Genomic DNA, 12,797 nt, shown 5'->3' with positions numbered 1-12,797 from the left:
ACGGGCAGACCACCGACGGGCACGTCACCGACGGACCGGCCGCCGACGGACCGGCCGCCGACGGGTCGGGCCCGGAGCCCGCGGCGGCGGACGAGGCGAAGTCCGGGGGCTCCGTCCGGCCGGCGTCCGCCGGGACCGTCCGGGCCGGGCGCGGAGGGGGCGTCCGGGCGGGCGCGTCCGGGCGGGGCGGGCGCGGGGGCCGACCGCGTCCGGCCGCCGGCGACGGCGGGAGCGGGCCGCGCCGGGGCCGTCCCGCGCCGACCGGGCGGCGGCCCCTGCTGGGCGCGGCGATCGCCCTCGTGGCGGCCGCGGCCGTCGCCGCGGCGTGGACCGGCTGGTCCTGGTACTCCGCCGCCCATGACGACGACGCGGCGTTCGCCCGTACCCGGGACACCGTGCTGGCCGCGGGCGAACAGGCGGTGCAGAACATGAACACGCTCGACCACGCCCACCTCGCGGCGGGCCTCGCCGTGTGGGAGCAGAGCACCACCGGCGACCTGCACGACCAACTCGTCCAGGGCCGCGCCGACTTCGAGAAGCAGGTGCAGCAGGCGCAGACGGTCAGCACGGCGAAGGTGCTCAGCGGCGCGGTGACCGACCTCGACGACCGCACGGGGAAGGCGGACGTCATGGTCGCGCTCCGGATCACCGTGCAGGCGCCCAAGGCGCAGCCCGCGGTGAAGGAGAGCCGGCTGCTCGGCGAGATGACGCGCACGGCGGCCGGGTGGAAGCTGAGCGCGCTCGGCGACGCGCCCATGGGCGACAGCGCCGCCGCGGCCACCGACCCGACGGCCACCGCCCCCGCGACGACCGCGCCCTCGTCCGCACCCACGACCGCCGCCGGCGGCTGACGCCGCACCCGGCCACCGACGCCGCACCGCCGTACCGCCGCACGTCGTACGCGAGAGGACCGCAGCCCATGTCGACCACCACCCGCCACCTCATCAACCGGCAGCGCAGACTCGCCGCGGCGGGCGCGCGCACCGCGGGACGACCGGTCCGCGACCGTGACGACGCCACCGAGGCGGACGACCGTACCGACGCCCCCGCCGGCGGCCGTATGGGCGGCCGTACGGGCGTGGACACGGCCGGGGGCGCGGCCGGCCGGGCGGCGACCGCGGTCCGGCCGCGCCGCGCCGCGTCCGCCGACGCCCCCGCCTCCGCGGCCGACCGCGCCCTGCCCGCCGCCGAGGCAGCGGGCGGCGGCGAGGACGCGGCCACCCCGCGCCGCACCCTCGCCTCGCGCCTGCCCGCCCGCTTCCCCCTCACCGTCGCGCTGCTCGCCCTGCTGACGGTGCTGCTCGGCGGATTCGCGGCGTGGGCGGCCGGGAAGGCGTCCGCGCTGCACGACGGCTCGGCCACCTCCAACACCGCGCTCACCGACAACGCCCGCACCGCCGAGATCAAGGGCCAGATCGCCCAGGACGTGAACTCCGTCTTCTCCTACGACTACAGCGACACCGCCCGCACCGACACCGCCGCGAAGAAGGTGCTCACCGGCAAGGCGGTCCAGCAGTACGCCACGATGATCGCCCAGGTGAAGGCCGCGGCCCCGAAGCAGAAACTGGTGCTGACCACCACGGTCACCGACACCGGCGTGGAGATGATCGACGGCGACCGGGCCCGGGTGCTGGTCTACGCGGACCAGGCCAACACCTCCACCGCCAAGGGCGCGAACGCCGGCAGCGCCTACTCCGCGGCCATGTTCGCGGTCGACGCGGTCCGCCAGGGGGGCGGCTGGAAGATCGCCTCCATCGACACCTTCGGCTGAGGACTTCGACTCCTGCTCTCCGGCGTGCACCATGGGGAGGAGCGGCGCGCGCAACGCGTGCGAAACGGTGTGGTGCAATGCTCCTGATCCCCCGGTATGCCGACGGCGGGGGAGCGGTGCCCGACCGGCGAGGATGGATGCATATGGACAAGCAGCAGGAGTTCGTTCTCCGCACCCTGGAGGAGCGGGACATCCGTTTCGTGCGGCTGTGGTTCACCGACGTGCTCGGCTACCTGAAGTCGGTCGCCGTCGCCCCCGCCGAGCTGGAGCAGGCGTTCGACGAGGGCATGGGCTTCGACGGCTCCGCGATCGAGGGCTTCGCCCGGGTGTACGAGTCCGACATGATCGCGAAGCCGGACCCGGGCACCTTCCAGATCCTGCCCTGGCGCGCGGAGGCACCCGGCACCGCCCGGATGTTCTGCGACATCCTGATGCCCGACGGCTCCCCGTCGTACGCCGACCCGCGCTACGTCCTCAAGCGCGCGCTGGCCAAGACCTCCGACCTCGGGTTCACCTTCTACACCCACCCCGAGATCGAGTTCTTCCTGCTCAAGGAGCGCCCGCTGGACGGCACCCGGCCGACCCCCGCGGACAACTCCGGCTACTTCGACCACACCCCGCAGAACGTCGGCATGGACTTCCGCCGCCAGGCGATCACCATGCTGGAGTCGATGGGCATCTCCGTCGAGTTCTCCCACCACGAGGGCGCGCCCGGCCAGCAGGAGATCGACCTGCGCTACGCCGACGCGCTGTCCACCGCCGACAACGTGATGACGTTCCGGCTGGTGATGAAGCAGGTGGCCCTGGAGCAGGGCGTGCACGCCACCTTCATGCCCAAGCCGTTCTCGGAGTACCCCGGCTCCGGCATGCACACCCACCTCTCGCTCTTCGAGGGCGACCGCAACGCGTTCTACGAGTCGGGCGCGGAGTTCCAGCTCTCCAAGGTCGGCCGGTCCTTCATCGCGGGCCTGCTGCGGCACGCCGCCGAGACCGCGGCGGTCACCAACCAGTGGGTGAACTCCTACAAGCGGATCTGGGGCGGCTCGCAGCGCACCGCGGGCGCCGGCGGCGAGGCCCCCTCGTACATCTGCTGGGGCCACAACAACCGCTCGGCGCTCATCCGCGTGCCGATGTACAAGCCCGGGAAGACCGGCTCCACCCGGGTCGAGGTCCGCTCCCTCGACGCCGGCGCCAACCCCTACCTCTCCTACGCGGTCCTCCTCGCCGCCGGCATGAAGGGCATCCAGGAGGGCTACGAACTCCCCGCCGGCGCCGACGACGACGTGTGGGCGCTCCGCGACTCCGAGCGCCGCGCCCTCGGCATCGAGCCCCTCCCGCAGAACCTCGGCGAGGCGATCGAGCTGATGGAGCGCAGCGAACTGGTCGCCGAGACCCTCGGGGAGCACGTGTTCGACTTCTTCCTGCGCAACAAGAAGCAGGAGTGGGAGGAGTACCGCTCCGAGGTCACCGCGTTCGAGCTGCGCAAGAACCTGCCGAACCTGTAGGCCGGCGGGGACGGGAGAGGGTGCTCACCGGTCGGTGGGCACCCTGGGGTCTCCGTGGGCGGGCGCGTCAGCGGACGCGGCCGGAGTCCTCGTCCTCGTCGGACTCCTCGCCCGGCACGTGGACGTCGCGGACGTTGACGTTGATCTCGACGACCTCCAGCCCGGTCATCAGCTCGACCGCGCTGGTGACGCTGCCCCGGATGTCCGAGGCGGTCTCGGCGATGTGCGTGCCGTAGCCGACGACCACGTCGAGGTCGATCGCGGCCTGCTCCTCGCCGACCTCGACCTTGACGCCCCTGGTGTGGTCGTCGGAGCGCGACACCCGGTCGCGGACCGCTCCCACCGCGCGGGTGGCGCCGCCACCCATCGCGTGGACCCCTTCGACCTCCCGGGTGGCGATCCCGGCGATGGTGGCCACCACCGAGTCGGCGATCGTCGTCTTCCCGGCGGTGTCCTTGTGGCGGCCGGGACCGGTCTTGACAGAGTTCTCCGCGGTTGTCATGGGGCAGGCCCCTTCTCTCTCGACTGCTCGCTGGCGAAATGCGGGCTCCTTATCACTGTGAACCCGCATCGGCACCCGTGCCACTCCGATGCAGCAGTGCCCGGTCCGCGCCACACTGGGGGGATGGGCGCGCGCACGGTCTGGTACGTCTCCTACGGCTCGAACACGCACCTGGCCCGGCTGGCCCGGTACCTGGACGGCGGCCGCCCGGCGGGCGGGGCGCGGGACTACCCGGGCTGCCGGGACGCCACGCCGCCGGCCAGATCCGTGCCGTGGGAGCTGCCCGGCACCGTGTACTTCGCCACGCACTCCCCGGTGTGGGGCGGAGGGCGCGCCTTCTACGACCCGGACGCGCCCGGCCGCGCGCTGGCCCGCGCGCACCTGCTCACCGCCGCTCAGTTCTCGGACATCGCCGCGCAGGAGATGTACGCCGAACCCGGCCGCGATCTCGACCTCACGGAGGTGCTGGCCACCGGGCGCAGCCGGCTGGGCCCGGGCCGCTACGAGACGCTGGTGCGGGTCGGGTCGCTGGACGGCGTGCCGTTGCTGACGTTCACCGCGCCGTGGGGCATGGCCGAGGTGCCCTGGACGGTGCCGTCGGCCGCCTACCTCGACCACCTGGCCGCCGGACTGCGCGAGGCCGGCGGCTGGCGGGACGCGGACATCGCGCGCTACCTCGCGGGGCGCCCGGGCGCCGCCGGGCACTGGACCGTACGGGACGGCGCCCTCGTGCCGACGGACCCGGCGCCTCCTCCTGCCGACAGCGCACCCCTTCCGGCCGACCCGGCGCCCCGGCGGGCGGAGCGGCCACCCCTTCCGGCGGACCCCGCACCCCTTCCGGGGGACCCTCCCCACCCGCCGCGGCCCCCTTCCCGCCCGGCCGCCACGACGACACCGCGGGCCCCGCCGGGCGCCGCCGACCCACCGGACGGCTAGGCTCGTAGCGCGGCCGGAGCAGGTGCGCCGCTCGTCATGCGCCGCGGGTGCGGCAAGCGCGTTGGGCGCGGTGACCCCGGGAGGGCCGATGCAGGGGCGACGCAGCAGTACGTTCTCCCGGCTGCTGCGGCACGGCTTCACCGATGCCGCCGCCGCCGAGCGGCTGTTGCAGGACGACGCGCTGGCGGGCGTACGCGGCGACCCGGTGCTCCTCGAAGCGCTCGGCGCCACCGCCGACCCCGACCAGGCGCTGCTCGGCCTGGTCCGGCTCGCCGAGGCGATGGACCCGGGCGAGCGCCGCACCCTGCTGGACACCGTGACCAGCGCCAAGCCGCTGCGGGACCGCCTGCTGGGCGTGATGGGCGCCTCCGAGGCGCTGTGCGACCACCTGTCCCGGCACCCCGCGGACTGGCACGCCCTGGTGACCTACGAGGCACGCGACCTGCACCCGGGCGTCGAGGAGTTCGAGGAGCGGCTGGCCTCGGTCCGCACCCCGGACGCGTTGCGCGCCGCCTACCGCCGGTGCCTGCTCGGGATAGCGGCCAGGGACGTGTGCGGCACCAACGACCTGGTCCGCACGGCCGCCGAGCTGGCCGACCTCGCCACCGCCACGCTGCGCGCCGCCCTGGCGATCGCCTCCACCGAGCTGCCGCAGGACGCGGCCGCCTGCCGGCTCGCGGTGATCGGCATGGGCAAGTGCGGCGGCCACGAGCTGAACTACGTCTCCGACGTGGACGTCATCTTCGTCGCGGAGCCCGCCGAGGCCGACGACGGTGAGGGCACCGCCTCCGACGACACCGCGGCACTGCGGGCCGCGACCCGGCTGGCGGTGCGGATGATGGGCGTCTGCTCCGAGACCACCGCCGAGGGCACGATCTGGCCGGTGGACCCCAACCTGCGCCCCGAGGGCAAGAACGGCCCGCTGGTGCGCACCCTCAGCAGCCACCTCGCCTACTACCGGCGGTGGGCGAAGACCTGGGAGTTCCAGGCGCTGCTGAAGGCCCGCCCGGTCGCCGGGGACATGGCTCTGGGCGCCGACTACGTCGAGGCGATCCGCCCGATGGTGTGGCAGGCCGCCGAGCGGGAGAACTTCGTCATCGACGTGCAGGAGATGCGCCGCCGGGTGGTCGACACCATCCCGGCCGCGCAGCTCGCCCGGGAGCTGAAGCTCGGCCCCGGCGGCCTGCGCGACGTGGAGTTCGCGGTGCAACTGCTGCAACTCGTGCACGGCCGCACCGACACGAGCCTGCGCAGCCCCACCACCCTCACCGCGCTCGCCGAACTGGCGGCGGGCGGCTACGTCGGCCGCGCCGACGCCGCCTCCCTGGACGCCGCCTACCGCTTCCTGCGGCTGATGGAGCACCGCATCCAGCTCCAGAAGATGCGCCGCACCCACCTGGTGCCCGACGACGAGGCCGGGCTGCGCCGGCTCGGCCGCGGCCTGGGCTTCCGCTCCGAACCCGTGCAGACCCTCGACCGGGAGTGGAAGCGGCACGCCCGGGAGGTACGGCGGCTGCACGAGAAGCTCTTCTACCGCCCGCTGCTGGACGCCGTCGCCCAGCTCGACCGGGACGAGACGCGGCTGAGCACCGAAGCGGCCCGGACCCGGTTGCAGGCGCTCGGCTACGCCGACCCGGTCGCGGCCATGCGCCACCTGGAGGCCCTGGCCAGCGGGGTCAGCCGCAAGGCCGCCATCCAGCGCACCCTGCTGCCGGTGCTGCTCGGCTGGTTCGCGGACTCCGCGGACCCCGACGCCGGCCTGCTCGGCTTCCGCAAGGTCTCCGACGCGCTCGGCAAGACCCCGTGGTACCTGCGGCTGCTGCGCGACGAGGGCGCCGCCGCCCAGCGGCTGGCCCGGGTGCTGTCCTCCGGGCGGCTCGCCCCCGACCTGCTGATGCGCGCCCCCGAGGCGGTCGCGCTGCTCGGCTCCAGGGACGGTCTGGTCCCGCGCGACCACCAGGCGCTGGAGCAGGAGGTGCTGGCCGCCGTCGGCCGCGCCGACACCCCCGAGCAGGCCATCGCGGCCGTCCGCGGGGTGCGCCGCCGCGAACTGTTCCGCACCGCGGCCGGCGACCTGATCGACACCTACGGCGACGACGAGGAGTCCGACGGCCCGCTCGACCCGGCCGTCCTCGTCGACCGGGTCGGCACCGCCGTGTACGGGCTGACCTCGGCCACCGTCGCCGGCGCGCTGCGCGCCGCGGTCAACGCGGTCACCGGCGGCGACGCCCATCCGCTGCCCGCCCGCCTCGCGGTGATCGGCATGGGCCGCTTCGGCGGCCGCGAACTCGGCTACGGCTCCGACGCGGACGTCATGTTCGTGTACGAGGCGCGCGAGGGCGCCGACAGCGGCGACGCCGGCCGCGCCGCGCTGGCCGTCGCCAACGAGCTGCGCCGGCTGCTCCAGATCCCCACCGCCGACCCGCCGCTGCTGATCGACGCCGACCTGCGCCCGGAGGGCAAGTCCGGCCCGCTGGCCCGCAGCCTCGCGTCCTACGAGGCGTACTACCGGCGCTGGTCGCTGGGGTGGGAGAGCCAGGCGCTGCTACGGGCCCTGCCGGTGGCCGGCGACCTGGAGCTGGGCCAGCGGTTCGTCGCGCTGATCGACCCGCTGCGCTACCCCGAGGACGGCCTCGACGACGAGGCGGTGCGCGAGATCCGCCGGCTCAAGGCGCGGATGGAGGGCGAGCGGATGCCGCGCGGCGCCGACCGCACGACCCACGCCAAGCTCGGCCGCGGCGGGCTGTCCGACGTGGAGTGGACGGTGCAGCTGCTCCAGCTCCGGCACGCCGCCCGGCTGCCGTCGCTGCGCACCACCGGCACCCGGGCCGCGCTGGCCGCGGCCCGGGCCGAGGACCTGATCGGCGCGGACGACCTGCGCATCCTGGACGAGGCGTGGGTGCTCGCCACCCGGGTGCGCAACGCGGTGATGCTGGTCCGCGGCCGCCCCGGGGACACCTTCCCCGGCGACGGCAGGGAGCTGGCGGCGGTCGGCCGCTACCTCGGGTACCCGGCCGGGCACGTCGGCGACATGCTGGAGCAGTACCGCCGCCGCACCCGCCGCGCCCGCGCGGTCATGGAGCGGCTGTTCTACGAGGCGTGAGCCCCCTCCTCGGCCGGGCGCCGCCAGGACCGCGGCAGGTGGTAGGCCCAGCGCCCGTAGAGCAGGCACACCACGCCGTAGCCGGCGGCCAGGCAGACCACGCCGCCGACCGCGTCGAGCCAGAAGTGGTTGCCGGTGGCGATGATGACGGTGAGGGTGAACAGCGGGTAGAGCAGGGCGGCCACCCGCACCCAGGTCCGCCGCGCCAGGTTGAAGACGGTCAGGCCGCACCACAGCGACCAGCCGATGTGCATCGACGGCATCGCGGCGTACTGGTTCGAGACGTGGGACAGGCTGCCCTGGGAGAGCGAGCCCCAGGTGTGGTGCACGGCGACGGTGTCGATGAAGCCGGCCCCCGACAGCAGCCGCGGCGGGGCCAGCGGGTAGGCCCAGAAGCCGATCAGCGCCAGCCAGGTGGTCGCGAACAGCACCAGCCGGGGCGGTGCGTAGCGGTCGGGATGGGCGACGTACAGCCACACCAGGACGCCGATGGTGATGACGAAGTGCAGTGAGGCGTAGTAGTAGTTCATCCCCACGATCAGCCATGTCACCGAGTTCAGCGTGTGGTTGACGCCGTGCTCGACGGCCAGGCCCAGGCTGCGCTCGAAGTCCCACACGTGGTGCGCGTGGCGCAGCGCGGTGGTGCGCTGGGCGGGGACCGCGTTGCGGATGAGCGAGTAGACCCAGTAGCTGACGCCGATCAGCAGCAGCTCGAACCACAGCCGGGGCCTGCGCGGGGTGCGCAGCCGGTTCAGCAGCGCGCCGGGCGACCAGCCGGGCCCGGGGGCCCGGGAGGCGCCGCCCGGACCCCGCGCGGCGGGGCCGCCGGCGGCGCCTGGACCGGCGGTGTCGAAGAGGTCGGCACGGCGGTCCTTCGGCGACTTGGCGGTGTCGGCGGTCGGTTCCCCCATGGGACACCAGTCTGCCAGACCGGGCCGGTCAAAGGGGTTCCAGGCCCGTTGAACCGGACATCCCGCGTGTCGGGTCCCCGCCAGACGGTCAAGAGGCCGGCGGCGCCCCGCGATCGGCCGGGCCGGCGGCCGTGGAGCCGCGGACCACCAGCTCGGGCATGAAGACGAACTCGCTGTGCGGGGGCGGGTTGTCCCCGACCTCCTCCAGCAGCGCGTTCACCGCCGCCTGGCACATGGCGGGAACCGGTTGCCTGATCGTCGTCAGCGGCGGGTCGGTGAAGGCGATCAGCGGGGAGTCGTCGAAACCGACCACCGAGATGTCGCCGGGCACCGAGCGCCCGAGCTGGCGCGCGGCGCGGATCGCGCCGAGCGCCATCATGTCCGAGGCGCAGACGACCGCCGTGCAGCCGGCGGCTATCAGCGCGCCGGCCGCGGCCTGGCCGCCCTCCAGCGTGTACAGCGAGTGCTGCACCAGCGCCTCGGCGTCGGCGGTCGGCAGGCCCAGCACCTCGCCCATGGACGTGACGAAGCCCTCGATCTTGCGCTGCACCGGCACGAACCGCTTCTGGCCCACGGCCAGGCCGATCCGGCGGTGCCCGAGTGCGGCGAGGTGCGTGACGGCCAGCCCCACCGCGGCCCGGTCGTCCACCGACACCGAGGGCGCGTCGATCTTGTCGGAGTAGCCGTTGATCAGCACGAACGGCACGCCCTGGCCCTGGAGCCGGGCGTACCGCTCGGTGTCGGCGGTGGAGTCGGCGTGCAGGCCCGAGGCGAAGATGATGCCCGCCACCCCGCGCTCGACCAGCATCTCCACCAGCTCGTCCTCGGTGGAGCCGCCCGGCGTCTGGGTGGCCAGCACCGGGGTGTAGCCCTGCCGGGTCAGCGCCTGCCCGATGACCTGCGCCATCGCCGGGAAGATCGGGTTCCCCAACTCCGGGGTGATCAGGCCGACCAGGCCGGCACTGCGCTGCCGCAACCGGACCGGGCGTTCGTACCCGAGCAGGTCCAGTGCGGCCAGCACGGATTCGCGGGTGGCCGCGGAAACACCTGGCTTGCCGTTGAGCACCCGGCTGACCGTCGCCTCACTGACCCCCGCCTGGGCTGCGATGTCTGCGAGCCGCGCGGTCACAGCACCGGATGCTACGGGGCGGAACACCGCCATGTCAGATCGCCCACCAAATTGCCGTGTCGGCCGGGAGGGTCACGGAGGCGCCGGGTCCGTCCGACCCGTCGGTAACCTGTGTGCCGCCCGTGAGCCGCCCGCTGGCCTGCGGCGTCGCCGGCACCACCGCCTCCGGCACCCCCGCCTCCGGACCCGCCGGGGTCGCCGGGATCGCCGGGTCCGGTTCCACGGCCGGGCCGCGGCTGGACAGCAGCAGCCGGCCCGGCCGGGGCAGCCGCACCGGCGACGAGGTCGGGTTGACCGTGCAGACGAAGGCGCCCTCCGGCGCGTCCCGCCGGAAGGCCAGTACCCCGTCGGGCGCGTCGAGCCAGGTCACCTTCGTGCCGGCGCCGAGCGCGGGGTGCTCGCGGCGCACCGCCAGCGCCGCCCGGTACAGCTCCAGCGTGGAGTCCGGGTCGCCGGTCTGCGCCTCGACGCTCAGCGAGGCCCACTCCGCGGGCTGCGGCAGCCAGCTCGGCCCGCCCCGCACCGGGCCGAAGCCGTACGGCGCCGCGTCCCCGGACCACGGGATGGGCACCCGGCAGCCGTCGCGGAAGCCGTCCTGCCCGGCCGCGCGGAAGAACGACGGGTCCTGGCGCGCCTCGTCGGGCAGGTCCGTGACGTCGGGCAGGCCCAGCTCCTCGCCCTGGTAGAGGTAGGCGGAGCCGGGCAGCGCCAGCATCAGCAGGGTCGCCGCGCGGGCCCGGCGCAGGCCGAGCGCGCGGTCACCGGGGGTGCGCAACTGGGTCGGGGGCGCCTGCGGGGTCTGCCCCGCCTCGACCGGCGGGAGGTTGCCGAGCCGGGTGGTGTGCCGGGTCACGTCGTGGTTGGACAGCACCCAGGTCGCGGGCGCGCCGACCGCGCCCATCGCGTCGAGCGAGCGGTCGATCACCTCGCGCAGCGTCTCCGCGCTCCAACCGGCGGTCAGGTACTCGAAGTTGAACGCCTGGTGCAGCTCGTCGGGGCGCAGGTAGCGCGCGGCGCGCTCGATCGTCGGCGTCCACGCCTCGGCGACCGCGATCCGCTCCCGGCCGCCGGCCCGGCCCACCGGGCCGTACTCGTCGAGGATGCGCCGCCAGTCGCGGTAGATCTCGTGCACGCCGTCCTGGTCGAAGTACGGCATCACGGCGGTGCCCAGCAGCGCGACCTGTCCGGCGTGGCCGATGTCGGGCAGTCCCTCGGCCTTGACCAGGCCGTGGGCGACGTCGATCCGGAAGCCGTCGATGCCCAGGTCGAGCCAGAACCGCAGCACCGAGCGGAACTCGTCGTGCACCGCGCGGTGGTTCCAGTTGAAGTCCGGCTGCTCGGGGGCGAACAGGTGCAGGTACCACTCGCCGGGGGTGCCGTCCGGCTCGGTGACGCGGGTCCAGGCGGGGCCGCCGAAGATCGACTCCCAGTCGTTGGGGGGCAGTTCGCCGTGCGCGCCCTTGCCGGGGCGGAAGTGGAAGCGGTCACGGGCCGCCGATCCGGGGCCGTCGCGCAGCGCCTGCCGGAACCACTCGTGCTGGTCGGAGCAGTGGTTGGGCACCAGGTCCACGATGACCCGCAGGTCCAGCGCGTGCGCGGCGCGCACCAGGTCGTCGGCGTCGGTGAGGGTGCCGAACATCGGGTCGACGGCCCGGTAGTCGGCGACGTCGTAGCCGGCGTCGGCCTGCGGGGAGGCGTAGAACGGCGACAGCCACACCGCGTCGACGCCGAGTTCCCGCAGGTAGGGCAGCCGGGCGGTGACGCCCGGCAGGTCGCCCATGCCGTCGCCGTCGCCGTCGGCGAAGCTGCGCGGGTAGACCTGGTAGATCACCGCGTCGCGCCACCAGTCTCTGCGCCCGGCGTCGGCGTCGGTCGCGGCGGCGGTGCTGGGCGCGTCGGTGAGGTGCTGGCTCATTGATTCCCTTTGGGTTCGGGGGAACGACTGGGTGGCGTGCGGGTGCGGGTGCGGGTGCGGGTGCCCGTGCGGGCGTGCGGACACGCGCGTGCGGGCCGTGCGGGCCGTGTCGGCCGTGCGGGCCGTGCGTCCGTCGGACGCGGCCGGCCGGTGCGCGCGGGGCCGGTCAGCCCTTGGTGCCGCCGGCGGTCAGGCCGGTGACCAGGTGGCGCTGGACGAGCAGGAAGACCACCGCCGCGGGTATCGCGATGAGCACCGAACCGGCGGTCATCGCGCCCCAGTTGGCGCGGATACTGGACGCGTACGTGGGCAGCCCGGCGGCCAGGGTGTAGTGGGTCTTCATGAACTGGCTGGAGTAGGCGACCTCGCCCCACGCGGTGAGGAAGCTGTAGAACGCGGTGACCGCCAGGCCGGGACGGGCCAGCGGCAGGATCAGCCGCCAGAAGGTGCCGAACGGGCTGAGGCCGTCCATCCGGCCCGCCTCGTCGATCTCCCGGGGGATGGTGTCGAAGTACCCCTTGAGCATCCACGCGCAGAACGGCACCGCGATGGTGCAGTACACCAGCACCAGCCCGAGGTAGCTGTCGAGCAGGTCGAGCCGGGCCATCAGGTTGTACAGCGGCACGATCAGCACCGCGACCGGGAACATCTGGGTGACCAGGAAGACCCACATCAACTGGCGGTGGCCGGGGAACCTCATCCTGGAGATCGCGTAGCCGGCGCTGGCCGCGATGAACACGCCGAGCACCATGGTGGCGCCGGCGACGATCACCGAGTTGAGCATCCAGTGCGGGAACCCGCTGTGCAGCAGCACGAACCGGTAGTTGGACAGGCCCAGGTGGTGGATCACCTGGCCGGGCTGCTGCCAGGCGCTGTCGGGGCCGAGCGAGATGAAGACGATCCACAGCACCGGGAAGACCGCGACGGCGCTGGCGGCGAGCAGGGTGGCGTGCAGGGCGAGCGAGGCGCCCGTACCGCGCTGGCCGCGGCCGCGCTGGGTGGTGGCACTCATGGGTGGCGGCTCC

At 74.3% G+C, this 12,797-nt stretch carries 8 protein-coding genes and 2 pseudogenes; 5 read left to right on the top strand and 5 right to left on the bottom strand.

The window, feature by feature from the left end; genetic code table 11:
* Nucleotides 1–278: 278 nt before the first annotated feature.
* From RVR_RS08995 to glnA, 3 genes and pseudogenes are all read left to right on the top strand, one after another.
* A pseudogene (locus tag RVR_RS08995) lies at nucleotides 279–770 on the top strand (hypothetical protein); the annotation flags it as partial.
* Nucleotides 771–919: 149 nt separating this feature from the next.
* The gene (locus RVR_RS08990) at nucleotides 920–1,771 is read left to right on the top strand and encodes a nuclear transport factor 2 family protein (protein ID WP_202233342.1); all 852 of its coding nucleotides are present in this window, start codon (nucleotides 920–922) and stop codon (nucleotides 1,769–1,771) included.
* Nucleotides 1,772–1,914: 143 nt separating this feature from the next.
* Nucleotides 1,915–3,276, top strand: a complete 1,362-nt coding sequence (glnA, locus tag RVR_RS08985) for a type I glutamate--ammonia ligase (RefSeq protein ID WP_202233341.1) — start codon at nucleotides 1,915–1,917, stop codon at nucleotides 3,274–3,276.
* Between the two features lie 67 nt (nucleotides 3,277–3,343).
* Here glnA and RVR_RS08980 read toward each other — a convergent pair whose 3' ends face one another.
* Nucleotides 3,344–3,778, bottom strand: coding sequence for an Asp23/Gls24 family envelope stress response protein (locus RVR_RS08980; protein WP_202233340.1), 435 nt, complete (start codon nucleotides 3,776–3,778; stop codon nucleotides 3,344–3,346).
* A gap of 123 nt (nucleotides 3,779–3,901) precedes the next feature.
* Here RVR_RS08980 and RVR_RS08975 point away from each other — a divergent pair.
* A pseudogene (locus RVR_RS08975) lies at nucleotides 3,902–4,492 on the top strand (histone deacetylase); the annotation flags it as partial.
* 310 nt (nucleotides 4,493–4,802) lie between these two features.
* Nucleotides 4,803–7,817, top strand: a complete 3,015-nt coding sequence (locus RVR_RS08970; RefSeq protein WP_202233339.1) for a bifunctional [glutamine synthetase] adenylyltransferase/[glutamine synthetase]-adenylyl-L-tyrosine phosphorylase — start codon at nucleotides 4,803–4,805, stop codon at nucleotides 7,815–7,817.
* Here RVR_RS08970 and RVR_RS08965 read toward each other — a convergent pair.
* The 4 genes from RVR_RS08965 to RVR_RS08950 form a co-directional block, all read right to left on the bottom strand.
* Nucleotides 7,805–8,728 (bottom strand): phosphatase PAP2 family protein, encoded by a 924-nt coding sequence (locus RVR_RS08965; protein ID WP_202233338.1) that lies wholly within the window; start codon nucleotides 8,726–8,728, stop codon nucleotides 7,805–7,807. The two genes, RVR_RS08970 and RVR_RS08965, sit on opposite strands and share 13 nt — an antisense overlap.
* Before the next feature lie 88 nt (nucleotides 8,729–8,816).
* Nucleotides 8,817–9,857: a LacI family DNA-binding transcriptional regulator gene (locus tag RVR_RS08960; RefSeq protein WP_272933067.1), complete on the bottom strand. Its 1,041-nt coding sequence runs from the start codon at nucleotides 9,855–9,857 to the stop codon at nucleotides 8,817–8,819.
* Nucleotides 9,858–9,891: 34 nt separating this feature from the next.
* Nucleotides 9,892–11,772 carry a glycoside hydrolase family 13 protein gene (locus RVR_RS08955; protein ID WP_202233336.1) on the bottom strand — a complete coding sequence of 627 codons (1,881 nt, stop codon included), beginning with the start codon at nucleotides 11,770–11,772 and terminating at the stop codon, nucleotides 9,892–9,894.
* Nucleotides 11,773–11,938: 166 nt separating this feature from the next.
* The gene (locus RVR_RS08950; RefSeq protein ID WP_202233335.1) at nucleotides 11,939–12,784 is read right to left on the bottom strand and encodes a sugar ABC transporter permease; all 846 of its coding nucleotides are present in this window, start codon (nucleotides 12,782–12,784) and stop codon (nucleotides 11,939–11,941) included.
* Between the last annotated feature and the right edge of the window lie 13 nt (nucleotides 12,785–12,797).

It is taken from the genome of Streptomyces sp. SN-593, from assembly GCF_016756395.1.
Lineage (GTDB): Bacteria > Actinomycetota > Actinomycetes > Streptomycetales > Streptomycetaceae > Actinacidiphila > Actinacidiphila reveromycinica.
The sequence above is the reverse complement of the archived record's forward strand: the minus strand, read 5'-3'. Positions and strand labels throughout refer to the sequence as shown.